Origin of the sequence: Caballeronia sordidicola, assembly GCF_000729995.1 — a bacterium.
In the GTDB taxonomy this organism is placed as follows: domain Bacteria; phylum Pseudomonadota; class Gammaproteobacteria; order Burkholderiales; family Burkholderiaceae; genus Caballeronia; species Caballeronia sordidicola_A.
Map to the genome: position 1 here is coordinate 20,079 of NZ_JNFG01000038.1, position 17,595 is coordinate 37,673.

Below are 17,595 nucleotides of genomic sequence, written 5' to 3' on the forward strand. Positions count from 1 at the left end.
AGATTGGGTTAGACGGATGCACGCGCCACGGCAGCATCGCCGTGCGAGCGGAAAGAGAAGGTCATCCAGATGAGGCTGACGGCAGTGGCGCCGAAAAGCAGCATGAAACAGGTGCTGCTGACGCCCGTCAGGTCGGCGAGCAGCCCAAAAAGTATGGGTAAGGCGAAGCCGGCAAGACCGCCCGCGAGACCCACCACGCCGGATACCGCGCCAATGTTGCCGGTGTATTCATCGGAGACGAACTTGAAGACGGACGCCTTGCCGATCGCCATGGCAATGCCTACTGTGAACATCAGGACTGTGAACACGGTGGGCGAGAGGGCGATGTTGAAGCCCAGTGGACCGTAGCTCGACTGCACAATGAAACCGGTATCGGGATAGCTCAAAAAGAAGAAGCACGTAAGTACGGTCCACATCACGACCCACGTCGTTTTCTTCGCGCCGAAGCGATCGGACAACCATCCGCCAACAGCACGAAGGACACCGCCCGGCAGCGAGAAGCAAGCAGCCAGCAACGCGGCTTGTTCAATATGGAATCCGTAATGATTGACGTAGTAATGCGGTAGCCACAACGCCAGGCCGACATAACCGCCAAACACCACGGAGTAATACTGCGAATAGCGCCATGCGCGACGGTCTTTCATCACGCTCAGTTGACTGGCGAAGCTCGGCGGGTTGGCAATGCGATGAGCAGGATTCGTTGCCGATGTCATCCAGAAGAGCAGGGCGGTCATCAGCATGGCGATGGCATAGACCTTCGGCACGATCGTCCACGTGCCGGCTGTCACGATCAACACGGGTGCGACGAATTTGGTCAACGCAGCACCAGAATTGCCGGCACCGAAGATACCCATTGCGAGGCCCTGGCGGCCTTTGGGGAACCAACGAGCCACATACGGGGTACCTACTGAAAAGCTGGCGCCGGCGAGGCCTACGAGCAGCCCCAACGCGATGAATTGCCAGAACTGCGTGGCGTAGGTGAGCATCCAGATTGGGATGACGGTGGCGAGCATCGTCAGGAAAAAGACGATGCGGCCGCCGAAGCGATCGGTGCAGATACCGAGCGGGACACGGGCAAGCGAGCCCGACAGAACCGGGGTAGCGGCGATCAGGCCGAATTCCGTATCGGAGAGACCCAGTTGAGTCTTCAGCGGAATGCCAAGAATCGCGAACATCATCCAGATCGCGAAGCAGATGGTGAAAGCGAAGGTGCTCGACCAGAGCACGCGCCAGGCGCGCGGGTCGGCGGTCGACGCGTCGTGGACGGCTTGGGTGGCTTGAGATTTGCGTACGGCAGTCATAGTGCTTGCCTGTCGATTGAATTTGCGTTTGGTGGGGAATCGACTGCAAGATTAGGGACTACGCGCGGTGCCGCCCATTAGCCGTTGGGAGGGCGCGACTCCATGTCGCTGCTCCGGCGGGACTACTCCGAAAGGTGTAAAACTTGGGGCTGGCGCGCCGGGCGGGAAGCGTTCCCGCCACTGCGATGCAATGCAGCAATCCGCTTGCTATGAGGATATGAGGACCAGATATGGCTGAAGACGACTTGAAGATCACCGTTCTACCGCAACAGTTTTCCATCGACGTGATGCTGGAAAAATATGCGAAGGGTGACGAAACGCGCATTGACGACATTTACCGGCGGGTCGCGCGCGGCGTGGCGCTCGCCGAGCCCGAGGCGCGGCGCAAGCAGGTCGAGACCGAATTCTTCGAGAATTTCCAGCGTGGTGCGCTGGGAGCAGGCCGCATCATGAGCGCGGCCGGCACGGGTATCCAGGCAACGCTGATCAACTGCTTCGTGCAGCCGGTGGGCGACGCCATCCAGGGCGTGGACGAGGACGGTTTGCCGGGCATCTACGTTGCCTTGCTGCAGGCAGCCGAAACCATGCGGCGCGGCGGCGGGGTGGGTTACAACTTTTCCGCGATTCGTCCGAAGGGTGCACGCGTGCATTCCACGGGATCGTCGGCGTCGGGGCCGTGCAGTTACATGGATGTGTTCGACGCGTCATGCAGGACCGTTGAAAGCGCCGGCTCACGGCGCGGCGCGCAGATGGGCATTCTCGATTGCTCACATCCTGACCTGCTTGAATTTATCGCGGCAAAGCATGTGAAGGGTCGTTGGAATAACTTCAATGTATCGGTCGCGGTGACGGACGAGTTCATGCAAGCCGTTGCCGACGATACCCCGTGGCAACTCGTGCATCGTGCCGATCCGTCGCCTTCGTTCAAGGCGTCGGCTGATGCACGGCAGCGTGACGATGGGTTGTGGGTCTATCGCGAAGTGCGGGCGCGGGAAGTGTGGGACACCATCATGCGCTCGACCTATGACGTCGCGGAGCCGGGGGTGGTGTTCGTATCGCGCATGAACGACGACAACAACCTGCGTGCGGTGGAGACCATTCGCGCAACCAATCCCTGTGGTGAGCAGCCGTTGCCTGCCTATGGGTGCTGCAACCTGGGACCGTTGAACCTGACGCGTTTCGTGCGTGAACCGTTCGCGCAGCGTCATGGAGGAACGCCGGTATTCGACTGGGATGGCTTGGCGAAAAGCACCCGCACGCAGGTTCGTTTTCTCGACGATGTGCTCGACGTAACGCTCTGGCCGCTACCCGAGCAAGACCAGGAAGCGAAGGCGAAGCGGCGCATAGGCGTGGGTTTTACCGGGCTCGGCGACGCGCTTGTCATGCTCGGCGTGCGCTACAACTCGCAGGAAGGTCGCGACTTTGCGACACGCGTGGCGCGAACCATGCGCGACGAGGCGTATCGCGCGTCGGTGGAACTGGCTCGCGAGCGCGGGGCGTTTCCGCTCTTCGACGCAGAAAAGTACCTCGAAACAGGCACTTTCGCGTCGCGACTGCCCGATGACATCAAGGCGGAGATACATCGCGACGGCATCCGCAACAGCCACCTGCTTTCCATTGCGCCGACCGGCACGGTGAGTCTCGCGTTCGCTGACAACGCGTCGAACGGCATTGAGCCGGCGTTCTCGTGGACTTATCAGCGGACCAAGCGCATGGCCGATGGCAGCCGGCAATCGTTCGCGGTGGAAGACCATGCGTACCGCTTGTATCGCGAACTGGGCGGTGACGTGAAGGCGTTGCCGGCCTATTTCGTGAGCGCGCTCGATATGTCCGCGAACGATCATCTGGAAATGATGGCGGCGGTGCAGCCTTTCGTCGATACATCCATCTCGAAGACGGTCAACGTACCGGCCGATTATCCGTTCGATGCGTTCAAGGACCTTTACTTCGACGCCTGGCATCGTGGCCTGAAGGGACTCGCCACCTACCGTCCCAACGACACGCTGGGCGCGGTGCTATCAGTGACGCCCGAGACACCCACTGTCATTGCATCCGATCCCTCGGATGCGGCGGACGCAGAGGTTCAACTGGACCCGTTGCGCATTGCCATTGATCATCGTCCGCGCGGCGAGTTGCCGGCGATCATCGAGAAGGTGGAGTACCTCACGCAAGCCGGCAAGAAGTCGCTTTATGTAGCGGTGTCGTTCATGGAGATTACGGGGCGGCTGGGCGGCGAGGATGTCACTATCGAGCGTCCCATCGAGTTCTTCATTCCAACCGGGCAGCGCGACGAATCGCAGCAGTGGATTACGGCGACCATGCGGTCGTTGTCATTGGCGGCGCGGGGTGGTTTTGTCGCGCGCAATCTGCAGGATATGCGCAAGGTGTCGTGGGATCGAGGGCAGGTGCGGCTGGGTGACGTCGAGCGTCCCGGTGGCCATAAGGCGCCCCGTTGGCACGACTCGGAGGTCGCGGCGCTTGCGTATGCGATCCAGCAGATCCTGTATCGGCGAGGGTTCCTCGATATCGAGGGTGGTCAGGTGCCTTCTCGGCTGCTTGCGCAGCGTCGGCATGAAACTGCGCAGGCGGGGCTTGCATCGGCGTCATTCGATTCCGGCGATGACGACATCACGCCTGTTGTCGAGGACAACGCGGATGCTGCCAACCCGCATGCGCTACTGCCCATTCCGGGCCGCAAATGCCCGACATGCGGTGCCAACGCCATGATCCGCAAGGACGGTTGCGACTTCTGCACAGCGTGTGGCGAAGTGGGCGCGTGCGGGTGAAACATAAGCGCCTGATCACTTTCACCACCGATCAGGCGCTCAGCCCGATACCGCACGCTCACATTGTTTACGACTCGGCGCCAACAACGCGCTCAGTCGTTCAACCTGCCGCAGAATCCATCCGCTCCGGTGCCTGACGCTCGCGCGTTACTTGCGGCCGGTACGGTTGCCATTGCGCTGCTTCCGGAAGCCAGTCGTCGAGCGCGGAGAACTCTTCAAGGGATACTGATTCATTCATGATGGACTCCTTGATTTACTGAACGTGAGCGTTGCCACTTTGCGTGGCTGATCCGTTCGCGAACTCCACGATCGAACGATTACGTTGTTCAGCCGCCGCTGCGTCGCGTGCACGTTGTTCGTGCTGCTCGGCAATCGCAATTCCGGCCATACTGCGTTCAGGGTAGGTGTTGCGGTTCAGCGCCGGCAGCGTGCCGTTTGCATACGAGGCAGCCAGCTCCGCGCGGACTTGCTCGCGTGTCATGGTGCTTTGGCTGGTTACGGCCGTTTGATATGTGCCTGCATGCCCAATCCCGCCGTCAGCGAATGCAGTCGTGGAGACTATGGCTGAGATAGCGGAAAGCGAGAGTGTTGCGATAGCGGTTTTCATGCGTGCTGCTCCTGTCGTTTCATTCGATAAGCATCGAACAGAGTCGATGCAATCGGACTGATAGCGGGGCAGCGGGCGTCGGGCTAATTAATCAGTCTAAGCAATGAAAGACAATGACATCGACTAATCGACGAGCCGCGCTGCGACAGGACGAAATGTAGTCAAGCGAGCGCCGTGGATAAATGACCGTTAAGCGAAAAGATTAATCGCGCTGCGCGAATAATCGAAAAAGCCCTTATGGAAAGGGCTTTTGCGACGAAACCAGTATTGGCAGAAGGGACTAAAGCCCTTACCCGCAAGAGGGCCGAATAGGGCTTGAATGCTGAAGAAAGAGACCTGATTGAACAGGCCTCAAGCAAAACTAAACGACTACCTCAGCGGTGCCGGCAACATCCGGCGTCCCATGTTTGACAATCGATTTCGCGGGCGTAGCCGTCGGCAGGCAGCGCTGCTCGGCGTCTTCCTGGCCCGAAAGCAGAGGACACCGTTCGAATAACTCGGCGGCCCAATCGACAAACACCCGCACCTTGGGCGACAAATGCCGGTTGTGCGGATACACCACGGAAATGGGCATGGGCAACGGTTTCCACTGCGGCAGCACCTCCACCAGTTCGCCGGAGCGCAAATGCGGAAGAGCCATGAAGCGCGGTATCTGGACGATTCCGACCCCTTTGACGCCGCACGCGATATAAGCCTCGGCGTCATTCACGGCAATCTTCCCGCGCATCTTCACGTCGACGGACTTCCCATCGACAACAAAATCCATGTCCATCACGCGACCGGTGCGGCTGGAGAAATAATTCACGGCCGTGTGCTGCTGCAAATCTTCGATCGTATGCGGCACGCCATGAAGCTCGAGATAATCCGGACTTGCAGCGGTCAGGCCCTGAAACACGCCGATCCGCCGCGCGACAAGACTCGAATCCTGCAGCGTTCCCACGCGAATGACACAATCCACACCTTCCTGGATCAGGTCGACCGGTTTGTCGCCGAAACCGATCATCAACTCGATTTCCGGATAACGCGTGTGGAATTCGCAAAGCTGGGGCATGACGATCATGCGTCCGATCGACCCCGGCATATCGATCCGCAATTTACCGCGCGGACCCTTGCCGGTATTGGCGAACGAACTCTCGGTTTCCTCGATGTCCGCGAGAATTCGCACGCAGCGCTCGTAATACGCCGCGCCGTCCGGCGTGAGGTTCAGGCGTCGTGTCGTGCGTTGCAGGAGACGCACGTTCAGGAACGCTTCGAGGTTCTGAATAATCGTTGTCACCGAGGCGCGCGGCATGTCCATGGTGTCTGCTGCGCGTGAAAAACTATTGGTGTCGACGACTCTTGTAAACACCTGCATAGCTTGTAGCCGGTCCATTTTTCTCTCGCCGTCAATGCTTTGCGGCATCTGGAATAAGGATGCCGCTCAGACAGGAATGGGCAGTTTCAATCGCGATTGTTCAGTGCGACCGAATTGTGTTGCCGGATTATAGGCATTTATTTCAAATGTCGTTGCCCCCAGAATTCGTTCCATCGCAACTCGGGTGGGATGGCGCGGACGCGCTGAAAATAACCATGGCATCAACGCTGGATCTGGGCCTCTGCATAGAGGATGTTCGAATCGCGGGACATGCGCAACCCATAACCTTGCGCAGTTATCGCCCCGCGTCGGACGGCACAATCCTGCCGGTCGTGCTTTATTTTCATGGCGGCGGCTTTGTACGCGGCACGCTGGATGATGCCGACGTCACGGCCAGCACCATTGCCCGGGATACCGCGGCGTGGGTCATCTCGGTGGGCTACTCACTGGCGCCGGCTTTCCCGTTTCCTGCCGCCCCCGAGGATGCTTACCGGGCGGCGCAATGGGCCGTAGCGAACGCTCGTGCACAACGGGCAGATGCAAACCGAATCGGGGTCGCGGGGCACGATGCGGGCGGCAATCTGGCAACGTGCGTCGCGGCCATTGCGCGGGATCGCGGCGACATCGTGATCCTCGCGCAAGCGCTGCTCGCGCCGTTGCTCGACCCGAGCATGACGCGCATGGCCGACGAGAACAAGGTGCGCTCGCCGGACATCTGCATGGCGGAGTGCGCGCAGTGTTATCGCGCGTATCTGCCGAACGCTTCACAACGGCTTCATCCCTATGCGGCGCCGCTGGAGTCGCGCCGTCTTGCCGGTCTGCCGCCTGCGCTGATCGCAAGCGCCCAGCATGACCTGCTGCATATCGAGGCAGAGAAATATGCGGGCGAACTGATCGCCGCGGGCGTGCCGACGGAAGTCACGCGGCACGTCAATGCATCGCATAACGCGCTTGCAGCGGACCCGGCTGCAATCGCGGACGTAGTGGCGTTCTTCAAGAAACGGCTTCGTGCGCATACGCCTGCGCCGCTTCGCGACACTCAAAAAATTCAAACAATCTCAACGACTTAATCGGAGCAACGCATGTCCATCACTCGCAAACGTCTTACCGTCGCGCTAGGCGCCGCGCTGGTCGTCGCAGGCATCGGAACATTCACTGCCATGCATGGTTTCGGCCGCGGCGATCTGCCGGTGAACGGTGCGGAAGCCGCCATCAAGCCGTCCGCGCCCGCCATGGAAGTGGATGTCGCCACCGTGGTTTCGAAGACCATCACCGACTATCAAAACTATTCGGGCCGGCTGGAAGCAGTCGATAAAGTCGAGATCCGTCCGCTCGTGCCGGGGACTATTGTCGCGGTGCATTTTGCCGATGGCGCGCTGGTGAAGAAGGGCGATCCGCTCTTTACCATCGACCCGCGGCCGTACGTGGCGCAAGTCGATCAAGCCGCGGCGCAACTCGCGGCGGCCCAGGCTCGCAACGGTTATACATCGACCGATGCCGCACGCGCGGAGCGTTTGCTGGCGGACAACGCGATCGCCAAGCGTGATTACGACGAGAAGCAGAACGCTTCGCATGAAGCCGCGGCGAACCTGAAGGCCGCGCAAGCGGCCCTCGAGACGGCGAAGATCAACCTGACGTACACGCAGATCGTGGCGCCGGTGTCGGGCCGGGTGTCGCGTGCGGAAATGACGGTTGGCAACATTGTGTCGACGGGTTCCAGCGCGCCGTTGCTGACCACGCTGGTGTCGGTGTCGCCCATCTACGCCTCGTTCGACGTCGATGAGCAAACCTACCTGCGTTATCTCAGCCGCGACTCGCGTGCAAGCGTGCCAGTCTCGCTCGGTCTCGCGAATGAAGAGGGTTTCTCGCGTGAAGGCAAGATCGCGTCCGTTGACAACCAACTCGATACGGGCTCAGGCACGATTCGCGTGCGGGCACGTTTCGATAACGCCGACGCTTCGCTGGTGCCGGGCCTCTATGCACGCATCAAGGTAGGAGGCGGCACGCCGCATCCGGCGGTGCTGATCGACGATGCTGCCATCGGGACCGACCAGGACAAGAAGTTCGTGATGGTGGTCGACCCGGACAACCGCGTGCAATACCGCGAAGTCACGCTCGGCACGTTGAGCGACGGCCTGCGTGTAATCGCAAAGGGCTTGCAGCCGGGCGAGCGGATCGTGGTGAACGGCTTGCAGCGTGTGCGCCCGAACGACGTGGTGAAGGCCAATTCCGTAGCAATGGCGAGCGCGTCGCCGGCTAAAGACGCTTCATAAGACGCGCTTTACAGACGGCTTTTATAAGCGCTTAACAGCGGCTCCTCGTGTGCGTAGTACGTGTCCGGTTCGTTCCTCGCGGGACGGACAGGTCTGTGGCTAGGCGCGCGCAGCCTCTCATGCAAATAAAGAAAACGTCATGAACATTTCCAAGTTTTTCATCGACCGCCCGATCTTTGCGGGTGTCATGTCGGTGCTTATCCTGCTGGCGGGCATCATCGCCATGTTCAAGCTGCCGATCTCCGAATATCCGGAAGTCGTGCCGCCATCCGTGGTCGTGCATGCACAGTATCCAGGCGCGAATCCGAAGGTGATCGCCGAAACGGTGGCGTCGCCATTGGAAGAGCAGATCAACGGCGTGGAAGACATGCTGTACATGCAGTCGCAGGCCAACAGCGACGGCAACCTGAACATCACGGTGACGTTCAAGCTCGGCACGGATCCGGACAAGGCGCAGGAGCTGGTGCAGAACCGCGTGGCGCAAGCGCTGCCGCGCCTGCCGGAAGACGTGACGCGGCTCGGTGTGACGACGATCAAGTCGTCGCCGACGCTCACCATGGTGGTTCACTTGAACTCGCCCAATGATCGCTACGACATGACGTATCTGCGCAACTATGCGCTGATTAACGTGAAAGACCGGCTCGAGCGGATCCAGGGCGTGGGGCAGGTTCAGCTGTGGGGCTCGGGCGATTACTCTATGCGCATCTGGCTCGATCCGCAAAAGGTCGCTCAGCGTGGCATGACGGCGACCGACGTGGTCAATGCGATCCGCGAACAAAACGTACAAGTCGCGGCCGGGGTGATCGGTGCATCGCCTACTTCGTCAAATGTACCGTTGCAACTGAACGTGAATGCGCAAGGCCGCTTGCAGACCGAAGCGGAGTTCAGGGACATCGTGCTCAAGACTTCGCCTGACGGCGCGGTCACGCATCTGAGCGACGTGGCGCGGGTCGAGCTGGCTGCATCGGAATATGGCTTGCGTTCGCTGCTCGACAACAAGTCGGCGGTCGCGATGGCGATCAACCAGCAACCGGGTGCGAACTCGCTGCAGATCTCCGATCAGGTCCGCCAGACCATGAAGGAATTAAAGGCGGACATGCCGGCGGGCGTCGATTATCAAATCGTCTACGACCCGACGCAGTTCGTGCGCTCAAGTATTGAAGCGGTGATCCATACGCTGATCGAAGCCATCGCGCTGGTCGTGCTGGTGGTGATCGTGTTCCTGCAAACCTGGCGCGCGTCGATCATTCCGTTGCTGGCGGTGCCGGTGTCGATCATCGGTACGTTCTCGCTGCTGCTCGCCTTCGGTTTCTCGATCAACGCGTTGTCATTGTTCGGGATGGTGCTGGCAATCGGGATCGTGGTGGATGATGCGATCGTGGTGGTGGAGAACGTCGAACGCAATATTGAGGCGGGGCTATCGGCGCGAGAGGCGACTTATCAGGCCATGCGCGAAGTAAGCGGGCCAATTATCGCCATTGCACTGACGTTGACCGCCGTGTTCGTACCGCTCGCGTTCATGTCCGGGCTGACGGGTCAGTTCTACAAGCAGTTCGCGATGACCATCGCTATTTCCACCGTAATCTCGGCCTTCAACTCGCTGACGTTGTCGCCGGCGCTGGCGGCATTGCTACTGAAGGGCCATGACGAACCGAAGGACTGGCTGACGCGCGGCATGGATCGTGTGTTCGGTGGATTCTTCCGCCAGTTCAACAAGGTCTTCAAGCGCGGTTCGGAGAAATACGGCAAGGGCGTGACGGGTGTCATTAACCGCAAGGCGCTGATGATGGGCGTGTACATCGTGCTGTTGTGCGGCGCCGTGATGATGGGCAAGGTCGTGCCCGGCGGTTTCGTGCCGGCGCAGGACAAGGAGTATCTGATCAGCTTTGCGCAGTTGCCCAACGGCGCGTCGCTCGATCGTACCGAGGCAGTGATTCGCCAGATGACGGACATCGCGAGAAAGACGCCGGGCGTGCAAAGCGCGGTGGAATTTCCGGGCTTGTCGGTGAACGGCTTCACGAATTCGTCGAGCGCGGGCATTGTGTTCGTGACGCTCAAGCCATTTAACGAGCGTAAGGGCGCGGCGCTTTCGGCAGGTGCCATTGCGGGCTCGCTGAACCAGAAATATGCGGCAATCAAGGGTTCGTTCATTGCCGTGTTCCCGCCGCCGCCGGTGCTTGGGCTAGGGACGCTCGGCGGCTTCAAGCTGCAACTGGAAGACCGTGGCGCGCTGGGCTACGCCGCACTGAACGACGCTACGCAGGCGTTCATCAAGCGTGCATCGCAGACGCCTGAACTTGGGCCGACGTTCTCCAGCTATCAGATCAACGTGCCGCAACTGAACGTGGATCTGGATCGTGTGAAGGCGAAGCAACTGGGTGTATCGGTCACCGATGTATTCAGCACGATGCAGGTGTATCTCGGCTCGCTGTATGTGAACGACTTTAACCGCTTCGGCCGTGTGTACCAGGTCCGCGTGCAGGCGGATGCGCCGTTCCGCTCGAGTTCGGAGGATATCGGTCTGCTCAAGACGCGTAACGCGAATGGCGAAATGGTGCCGCTCTCGTCGCTCGTTAAAGTGACGCCGACGTATGGTCCGGAGATGGTGGTGCGCTACAACGGCTACACCGCTGCCGACATCAACGGTGGTCCTGCTCCGGGTTATTCGTCGGGCCAGGCGCAAGCTGCAGTGGAACGCATCGCGGCTGAAACGCTGCCGCGCGGCATCAAGTTCGAATGGACCGACCTGACGTACCAGCAGATCCTTGCAGGCAATGCAGCCATGTGGGTGTTCCCGATCAGCGTGCTGCTCGTGTTCCTCGTGTTGGCTGCCCTGTACGAAAGCCTGACGCTGCCGCTCGCCGTGATCCTGATCGTGCCCATGAGCATTCTCTCGGCGCTGGTGGGTGTGTGGCTCACGAAGGGTGACAACAACATCTTCACGCAGATCGGCTTGATGGTGCTGGTGGGCTTGTCGGCGAAGAACGCCATCCTGATCGTGGAATTTGCGCGAGAGCTGGAAATGCAGGGACGCTCGATCGTGGAGGCGGCTATTGAAGCCAGCCGTCTGCGCTTGCGGCCGATCCTGATGACGTCGATCGCTTTCATCATGGGTGTGGTGCCACTCGTGCTGTCGTCGGGCGCGGGTTCGGAAATGCGCCATGCAATGGGCGTGGCCGTGTTCTTCGGCATGCTTGGCGTGACGCTGTTCGGCCTGATGCTCACGCCGGTGTTTTATGTGCTGTTGAGAAAGTTGGCTGGCGGCGAACATCTCGTCGACAAGCATGGCCACAATCCGCACATGCGCGGTGTCAATGCAACGCTCGAAGCATGAGAGGGATTGAAATGAAAACGTTGAATACGAAGCGATGGCTGGGGTTGTCGGCGTTACTCGGATCGTTGCTGGTGGTGGCGGGCTGTTCGCTCGCGCCGACTTACACGAAGCCCGACGTAAGCGCGCCGGCAGCCTTCAAGGAAACACCACAGGAAACGGCGTTGGCTCCTTCGGAGCAGGGCACGTGGAAGACTGCGCAACCGTCGGAACAGGCGTTGCGCGGCGAATGGTGGACGGTCTTCAATGACCCGACGCTCAACGATCTGGAACATCAGGCGCTTGACGCGAACCAGAACCTGAAGGCAGCGGCTGCACGTGTAAAAGAATCACGCGCGATCAACCAGACCGCGCGGGCGGGGTTATTCCCGACGCTGGATGCAGGCTTCGGTCCGACGCGCGAGAAGCTCTCACCGGCATCGCAGTTCCTTCCCGCCAACGCCAACGTACCGTCACAGACTTTGTGGCGCGCGGAGGGGAGCGCGTCGTATGAAGTGGACCTGTTCGGTCGCGTGTCGGACTCGGTGAAGGCCGCGAACGCCGACACCGAGCAAAGCGAAGCGCTGTTCCGGTCCGTGCAACTCGCGTTGCAAGCGGATGTGGCGCAGAACTACTTCAACTTGCGTGAGCTCGACTCGGAAAGCGATGTCTTCACACGTACCGTCACGCTGCGCGAGCAAGCATTGAAGCTCGTGCAGAACCGCTTTAACGAAGGCGAGATCAGCGAGCTGGACGTGGCGCAGGCCAGGTCAGAGCTTGCCACGGCCAAGTCAGACGCCATGACGGTGCAGCGCTTGCGCGCCGCGTCCGAGCACAGCCTCGCGGTGCTGCTGGGTAAGGCGGCATCGCAGTTCTCGATGGCGGCCAACCCGCTCACGCCTGTCGATATCAAGATTCCGCCGGGCTTGCCCTCTTCGTTGCTCGAACGTCGTCCGGATATTGCAGCGGCCGAGCGCACCATGGCAGCAGCGAACTCGCGGATTGGCGTGGCGAAGGCGGCGTTTTTCCCCTCGCTCAACATAACGGGTTCGGGTGGATTCGAATCGGCGACCCTTGGCGACCTCTTCAACTGGTCGAGCCGCACGTTCCTGCTCGGACCGTTCGCCGGCACGGCGCTCAATCTGCCGATCTTCGACGGCGGCCGACGCAAGGGCAATCTTGCGAACGCGCGCGCGATTTACGAAGAGGATGTCGCGAACTATCGGCAGCAGGTGCTGGTGGCGTTCCAGGAAGTGGAGGACAACCTCTCGGACCTGCGCATCCTTCAGGACCAGACGCGCACGCAAGCCGAAGCGGTGAGCGCGTCGAGCCGGGCGGCGCAGCTGTCTCGTTCGCAGTACACCGAGGGTGCGGTCAACTATCTTGACGTGATCGATGCCGAGCGTACCGTGCTGCAGTCGCAGCGCGCAGCGGTTCAACTGTCGGGCGTGCAGGCGACGTCGACGGTGAACCTGATCCGCGCGCTCGGTGGTGGTTGGGGAGACATGCCGGCCGCACCTGCTGCGCCAGTTGCATCTGCAACAGACGCGAGCGTTGCGTCGCGTTAAGCATTAAACGCAGCACTGTCAGCGCGATTGTTCGAAACGCGCGACAAGTGTCTTCGATTGCAGAGGGTTTATCCGGTGGCTCCCGGTCCGTAAAATAAGACCATGGATACGGGAGCCGTCATGAAAGCCTTAATCGAACGACAACTCTACCGACCCGCCGTCGTACTACCCCTGTTGGTCTTGATGCGCCTGATGGTGACGCTCGATTTCAACCTGATGCAAGTGACGTTCGTCGTGGTCATGAAGAGTTCGCAATACATGTTTCAAGCGGTGTTCAGGCATCGCTTCGATCAAGCCGGTCGTCGCGATGTCCGGTTGCCACAGGTCAATGCCGTGCATGAGAAGACCTGCCACTGCTAACACCTTCAGCAATCAGTATATTTCCGGCACGATAATGCTCTCGGGCACGGGCTGCCGCAGGTAATCATCGTTATAAACGCGGTCAGGCAATTCGATCGTGGGGTGCTCGATCTCGTGATACGGCACCTGGCTCAGCAGATGGTGAATGCAGTTGAGCCGAGCGCGTTTCTTGTCCACAGCCTGCACGACCCACCATGGCGCTTCGGGAATATGCGAGCGCGTCAGCATGACTTCCTTCGCGTGTGTATAGGCCTCCCAGCGACGGCGGCTTTCCAGGTCCATCGGGCTCAGCTTCCACTGCTTCAACGGATCTTGAATACGCGCCTGGAAGCGGACTTCCTGTTCGTCGTCAGTGATCGAGAACCAGTACTTCAGGATCTGCACGCCGCTGCGCGCCAGCATCTTTTCGAATTCCGGCACTGAGCGAAAGAACTCTTCGTACTCGGCATCGGTACAGAAATTCATCACGCGTTCCACGCCCGCCCGGTTGTACCAGCTGCGGTCGAACAGCACGATCTCGCCGCCCGCCGGCAGATGCGACACATAGCGCTGGAAATACCATTGGGTGCGTTCGCGATTGTTCGGCGCGGGCAATGCGGCGACCCGGCAAACCCGTGGATTCAACCGCTGCGTGATGCGCTTGATAGCGCCACCCTTGCCGGCGGCGTCGCGTCCTTCAAAGATCACTACGAGCCGGTGGCCGCTCGCGACAACCCAGTCCTGCAACTTCACGAGTTCGCCTTGCAGGCGGAACAGTTCACGGAAGTAGATCTTGCGCTGCTCGCGTGCTTCGGCGGAAAGCGCACCGTCGCCGTCGAGGATGCGGTCGTCGACTTCCATCTCTAGTTCTTCGTCGTAGCTGTCGATCAGGTCTTCTTCGAAGCGGCGCTGTTTTTCCTGCGAATTCATGGGGAGCTCCGTTTGGTTGGGCATGTTGACCGCGTTGAATCGTCCCGGCAGGCAATACAAAAACCCGCAATCCTGCAAATTATCGATTATCAGGCCCGATAATTTCAGGAATGTTACGGCCGGCCCGTTAAGCGCGAGGCGACGGTTAGACGAATGATCCGCTTTTCTGCGGGCGGCGTGCATCAACGGCCGGGTGCGGTATGCGATATGCGGTAGTGTCGTCACACTTTGCGCACTTTGCCCGGAAAGCGGAAGCAGCATGCACGAACCATCCCTTGGCGCACGGCGCCGATCAACGGTCGAACGCTGGGCGCCGTCCGTCTATTTCGTGATCGGGCAGCTCGGCTGGTTCGCCTGCGTACTGAGCGCCGCGCACGACGTGCCATGGATGGGCGTGGCGGCAACCATTGTGCTCCTCGCGGTGCATCTGGCTCGGGTTGAGCGGCCGTTGCAGGAGTTCAAGCTGCTGGCCAGTGTAGTGGTGGTGGGCGCGATCTGGGAGAGCGTGCCGGTTGCTACCGGGTTGCTTGTGTACCCCAACGGCACCGTGTTGCCAGGCGCTGCACCTTACTGGATCCTTGCATTGTGGGCGCTGTTCGCGGCCCAGTTCAACACCACGTTCGGCTGGCTGAAGCAACCCGCGCAACGCATGCTGCTTGCTTCGGTGCTCGGCGCGATAGCCGGGCCGATGTCGTTTCGCGCGGGCGCCGCGCTCGGCGCGGTGCGGTTTGCGCAACCCTTGCTCGCGACGATCGTTCTGGCTATCGGCTGGGCGATTTTGATGCCGGTGCTGATCCTGCTGTCGCGGCGGTGGGACGGGGTGCACTGATCCCGGCTGAGGGCCAGTGAAGGCCGGTGACTATTTGTTTGCCTTTAGAATGCCCCCTTGCCGTTGCCAACGGTATTCTCCTTGCGACTGCCATGACCCATACCGCTCCGCTTTCATCTTCGCTTGCTCGTTTCGACGACGTGCAGACCGCGCGCTTGCTGCCCTTCGATCGCCTCGTCGATACCCTGAAGCTCACCATGCTCGACTATGCCAACGGCCTCATCACCAGCCCCGAACGCATGGTGGTGCCGCTTCAAGATGGCGCCGTAATGCTCTCCATGCCCGCTGCAGCCGCCGATCTCGCCATGCACAAGCTCGTCAATGTGTGCCCTAAAAATGGTGCGCTCGGGCTGCCGACCATTCACGGCCAGGTCACGGCATTCGATGCTGAGACCGGTGTTCCGCTTTTCATGCTTGACGGTCCCACGGTAACCGGCCGCCGCACGGCCGCGGTCACCATGATCGGCATCCAGGCGCTGCTCGGACGCGAGCCTGCGGAGGTTTTGGTCATCGGCACGGGCAAGCAGGCCGCGCATCACGTCGAGGCGCTGAGCGCGCTTTTTCCGGCTGCGAAGATCCTCGTGCAGGGCTCGCGGGTCGAACGCGCCGAGGCATTTTGTGCGGACCACGCGGGGTTATCGGCGAGATTGAGCGCGTTGAAGGACGCGGATATTCCTGCGTCGATCGATGTGGTTATCGCGACGACCACCAGCAAAGCGCCGGTCTATACGCTGCCACCCATTGAGGGCCGGCTCGTGATTGGAGTGGGTGCATTCACGCCTGATGCTGCTGAAATCGCGGCATCGACGGTGCTTGCGAGCGATGTATTCGTGGATGACCTGGCCGGTGCGCGGCATGAGGCCGGGGACCTGATTCAAGCGGATATCGATTGGGATGAGGTGCGGCCGCTTGCCAGCGCGTTGAGCGGTCAGGCGGCTGATTCGGGGATCAAGCGGCCAGTCGTGTTCAAGAGTGTGGGGTGTGCGGCGTGGGATCTGGCCGCGTGCAGGGTCGTCCGGACGATGCTCGAAGCAGGTTAAGAAAAGCGCCCGCGTATTCAGGCTGGAATAGTCCTTGCTCTAAATACCTCGCGGTGATCCGAGGATTATTTCAGGGCTTGATTAATGACCAGTAGACAAGAATTTGAACTGAGAGAAGCGGATTGGCATGCCCAATCCGATGTAGCGACCATTGCAAGGCAGGCATGGTCGAATGCCATTCCCGCCGCCACGCCAACGGCGCCTTCCCGAACTACGCCACCGGCGACTTACTTCATATCGGTGCTGGAACTGGCGACCGGCGAGAAGCTCGGCAACAACGAACGGCTTCGCGCCATCGCGATTCTTGAAGCGCATTTCGCAGCGGGCCGCCCCCGCACGCTGAAAGAAGCGATCAGGATCTGCGCGGGCGCGATTGATTCGTCGACGCTCCAGCGGATGGCGCGCGGCGCGAAAGCCTGAGCGCGCCGGCTCAGAGCGCTGCTTTGGTTTTTCCAGCATCTGGTATCTGATAAGGACGGTGTATTTTTATCATACGGAAGACTTGTATCGGAGGCGCCATGCGTCGCCCGAGCGGGTCAGTGTGATGGCCGAGAGCGGCTCCAGGTCCATGCAATAGATTGCCGTAAGCGGCGCGTCCAGCACGGTCGCAAGCACAGTCTTGACCACGATTGCATGCGTCACGATCAGCGTGACGCCAGCCTCCCGATTGCTCTCCAGCGCGTCGCGGACTCTTGTTTGAAGGGCTTCCAGACTCTCACCGCCATGCGCCGCGCTTCCAGGCTCGGAAAGCCATGCGCCCAATCCTGCCGCGTCTTCATCATGGACCTCACGGATCGGACGTCCTTGCCACAGACCGTAGTCCAGGTCGCTCCACGACGTGTCGACGCTCGTTGCAATTCCGAGCGCTCGTCCGGTTTGCATGGCGGCGTGGGCCGGGCTTGTGACGACACGATCAGGTTGAAACATCGTGGCCAGTCGCGGGAGCCGAGATAACTCAAGCTCATCAATAGCGTCGCCGCTACCCGGAAACGAGCCGGTTTTCATCGCGTGCGTAGTCGCGTGGCACAACAAGATAAGTTCAGTTTTCATGGCGCTCGATTGAGAGATTGCTAACGGATTGCTTTACATTCCACCAACTCATTTTAGAATGGCAAGCTTGCAGCGCGAGGAAGCCGGTGAAAACCCGGCACGGTCGCGCCACTGTAAGCGGATGCCGAATGGGACTAATAGCGCTTCAGTCTTCTTTCAGCATCTGCAAGTCAGACCCCCGCTGCAGCCTTTTTTTTGTCTTACGGGA

General features: G+C 60.3%; 15 protein-coding genes and 1 riboswitch. Of the genes, 9 read left to right on the plus strand and 6 right to left on the minus strand.

What is annotated here, in order from left to right; all coding sequences use genetic code 11:
* Positions 1-8 precede the first annotated feature (8 nt).
* Positions 9-1,301 (minus strand): MFS transporter, encoded by a 1,293-nt coding sequence (locus FH08_RS0128845; RefSeq protein WP_051888616.1) that lies wholly within the window; start codon positions 1,299-1,301, stop codon positions 9-11.
* A 230-nt stretch (positions 1,302-1,531) separates the two neighbouring features.
* Here FH08_RS0128845 and FH08_RS0128850 point away from each other — a divergent pair, with 230 nt between their 5' ends.
* Positions 1,532-4,087 (plus strand): adenosylcobalamin-dependent ribonucleoside-diphosphate reductase, encoded by a 2,556-nt coding sequence (locus FH08_RS0128850; protein WP_031361683.1) that lies wholly within the window; start codon positions 1,532-1,534, stop codon positions 4,085-4,087.
* Positions 4,088-4,187: 100 nt separating this feature from the next.
* Here the strand turns inward: FH08_RS0128850 and FH08_RS52670 are convergent, their stop codons facing one another.
* From FH08_RS52670 to FH08_RS0128865, 3 genes are all read right to left on the minus strand, one after another.
* The gene (locus tag FH08_RS52670; RefSeq protein ID WP_160172512.1) at positions 4,188-4,325 is read right to left on the minus strand and encodes a hypothetical protein; all 138 of its coding nucleotides are present in this window, start codon (positions 4,323-4,325) and stop codon (positions 4,188-4,190) included.
* Positions 4,326-4,340: 15 nt separating this feature from the next.
* Complete coding sequence (locus tag FH08_RS0128860) at positions 4,341-4,694, minus strand: DUF4148 domain-containing protein (protein WP_031361684.1); 354 nt, start codon at positions 4,692-4,694, stop codon at positions 4,341-4,343.
* A gap of 361 nt (positions 4,695-5,055) precedes the next feature.
* On the minus strand, positions 5,056-6,066 hold the full coding sequence (locus FH08_RS0128865) for a LysR family transcriptional regulator (protein WP_031361685.1): 1,011 nt from the start codon (positions 6,064-6,066) through the stop codon (positions 5,056-5,058).
* A 197-nt stretch (positions 6,067-6,263) separates the two neighbouring features.
* On the opposite strand from FH08_RS0128865, the gene FH08_RS0128870 reads away from it, so the two are divergent.
* The 5 genes from FH08_RS0128870 to FH08_RS48680 all read left to right on the plus strand — a co-directional run bounded on the left by FH08_RS0128870 (position 6,264) and on the right by FH08_RS48680 (position 13,559).
* Positions 6,264-7,118 carry an alpha/beta hydrolase fold domain-containing protein gene (locus tag FH08_RS0128870; RefSeq protein ID WP_081889601.1) on the plus strand — a complete coding sequence of 285 codons (855 nt, stop codon included), beginning with the start codon at positions 6,264-6,266 and terminating at the stop codon, positions 7,116-7,118.
* A gap of 12 nt (positions 7,119-7,130) precedes the next feature.
* Positions 7,131-8,321 (plus strand): efflux RND transporter periplasmic adaptor subunit, encoded by a 1,191-nt coding sequence (locus FH08_RS0128875; protein WP_031361687.1) that lies wholly within the window; start codon positions 7,131-7,133, stop codon positions 8,319-8,321.
* A 139-nt stretch (positions 8,322-8,460) separates the two neighbouring features.
* A complete protein-coding gene (locus tag FH08_RS0128880; RefSeq protein WP_031361688.1) occupies positions 8,461-11,655 on the plus strand; it encodes an efflux RND transporter permease subunit in 3,195 nt (1,064 codons plus the stop codon).
* A gap of 11 nt (positions 11,656-11,666) precedes the next feature.
* Positions 11,667-13,199 carry an efflux transporter outer membrane subunit gene (locus tag FH08_RS0128885; RefSeq protein ID WP_031361689.1) on the plus strand — a complete coding sequence of 511 codons (1,533 nt, stop codon included), beginning with the start codon at positions 11,667-11,669 and terminating at the stop codon, positions 13,197-13,199.
* 120 nt (positions 13,200-13,319) lie between these two features.
* Positions 13,320-13,559, plus strand: coding sequence for a hypothetical protein (locus FH08_RS48680; protein WP_035567357.1), 240 nt, complete (start codon positions 13,320-13,322; stop codon positions 13,557-13,559).
* 12 nt (positions 13,560-13,571) lie between these two features.
* On the opposite strand, the gene ppk2 is transcribed toward FH08_RS48680, so the two are convergent.
* Positions 13,572-14,468 (minus strand): polyphosphate kinase 2, encoded by an 897-nt coding sequence (gene ppk2, locus FH08_RS0128895; RefSeq protein WP_031361690.1) that lies wholly within the window; start codon positions 14,466-14,468, stop codon positions 13,572-13,574.
* Between the two features lie 259 nt (positions 14,469-14,727).
* Here ppk2 and FH08_RS0128900 point away from each other — a divergent pair, with 259 nt between their 5' ends.
* The 3 genes from FH08_RS0128900 (at position 14,728) to FH08_RS53590 (ending at position 16,757) form a co-directional block, all read left to right on the plus strand.
* On the plus strand, positions 14,728-15,297 hold the full coding sequence (locus FH08_RS0128900; protein ID WP_051888617.1) for a DUF2878 domain-containing protein: 570 nt from the start codon (positions 14,728-14,730) through the stop codon (positions 15,295-15,297).
* A 92-nt stretch (positions 15,298-15,389) separates the two neighbouring features.
* Positions 15,390-16,337 carry a bifunctional Delta(1)-pyrroline-2-carboxylate/Delta(1)-piperideine-2-carboxylate reductase gene (lhpI, locus tag FH08_RS0128905; RefSeq protein WP_031361692.1) on the plus strand — a complete coding sequence of 316 codons (948 nt, stop codon included), beginning with the start codon at positions 15,390-15,392 and terminating at the stop codon, positions 16,335-16,337.
* An 84-nt stretch (positions 16,338-16,421) separates the two neighbouring features.
* Positions 16,422-16,757, plus strand: coding sequence for a hypothetical protein (locus tag FH08_RS53590; RefSeq protein WP_235210530.1), 336 nt, complete (start codon positions 16,422-16,424; stop codon positions 16,755-16,757).
* 69 nt (positions 16,758-16,826) lie between these two features.
* On the opposite strand, the gene FH08_RS0128915 is transcribed toward FH08_RS53590, so the two are convergent.
* A complete protein-coding gene (locus FH08_RS0128915) occupies positions 16,827-17,387 on the minus strand; it encodes a histidine phosphatase family protein (RefSeq protein ID WP_051888618.1) in 561 nt (186 codons plus the stop codon).
* A 53-nt stretch (positions 17,388-17,440) separates the two neighbouring features.
* A riboswitch (cobalamin riboswitch) is annotated at positions 17,441-17,588 on the plus strand.
* The last annotated feature ends 7 nt before the right edge of the window (positions 17,589-17,595 follow it).

What these genes read in the sequence shown, in the direction of transcription:
- FH08_RS0128845 (WP_051888616.1), bottom strand. Translation starts at nt 1,301, where the DNA reads ATGACTGCCGTACGCAAATCTCAAGCCACCCAAGCCGTCCACGACGCG.
- FH08_RS0128850 (WP_031361683.1), top strand. Translation starts at nt 1,532, where the DNA reads ATGGCTGAAGACGACTTGAAGATCACCGTTCTACCGCAACAGTTTTCC.
- FH08_RS52670 (WP_160172512.1), bottom strand. Translation starts at nt 4,325, where the DNA reads ATGAATGAATCAGTATCCCTTGAAGAGTTCTCCGCGCTCGACGACTGG.
- FH08_RS0128860 (WP_031361684.1), bottom strand. Translation starts at nt 4,694, where the DNA reads ATGAAAACCGCTATCGCAACACTCTCGCTTTCCGCTATCTCAGCCATA.
- FH08_RS0128865 (WP_031361685.1), bottom strand. Translation starts at nt 6,066, where the DNA reads ATGGACCGGCTACAAGCTATGCAGGTGTTTACAAGAGTCGTCGACACC.
- FH08_RS0128870 (WP_081889601.1), top strand. Translation starts at nt 6,264, where the DNA reads ATGGCATCAACGCTGGATCTGGGCCTCTGCATAGAGGATGTTCGAATC.
- FH08_RS0128875 (WP_031361687.1), top strand. Translation starts at nt 7,131, where the DNA reads ATGTCCATCACTCGCAAACGTCTTACCGTCGCGCTAGGCGCCGCGCTG.
- FH08_RS0128880 (WP_031361688.1), top strand. Translation starts at nt 8,461, where the DNA reads ATGAACATTTCCAAGTTTTTCATCGACCGCCCGATCTTTGCGGGTGTC.
- FH08_RS0128885 (WP_031361689.1), top strand. Translation starts at nt 11,667, where the DNA reads ATGAAAACGTTGAATACGAAGCGATGGCTGGGGTTGTCGGCGTTACTC.
- FH08_RS48680 (WP_035567357.1), top strand. Translation starts at nt 13,320, where the DNA reads ATGAAAGCCTTAATCGAACGACAACTCTACCGACCCGCCGTCGTACTA.
- ppk2 (WP_031361690.1), bottom strand. Translation starts at nt 14,468, where the DNA reads ATGAATTCGCAGGAAAAACAGCGCCGCTTCGAAGAAGACCTGATCGAC.
- FH08_RS0128900 (WP_051888617.1), top strand. Translation starts at nt 14,728, where the DNA reads ATGCACGAACCATCCCTTGGCGCACGGCGCCGATCAACGGTCGAACGC.
- lhpI (WP_031361692.1), top strand. Translation starts at nt 15,390, where the DNA reads ATGACCCATACCGCTCCGCTTTCATCTTCGCTTGCTCGTTTCGACGAC.
- FH08_RS53590 (WP_235210530.1), top strand. Translation starts at nt 16,422, where the DNA reads ATGACCAGTAGACAAGAATTTGAACTGAGAGAAGCGGATTGGCATGCC.
- FH08_RS0128915 (WP_051888618.1), bottom strand. Translation starts at nt 17,387, where the DNA reads ATGAAAACTGAACTTATCTTGTTGTGCCACGCGACTACGCACGCGATG.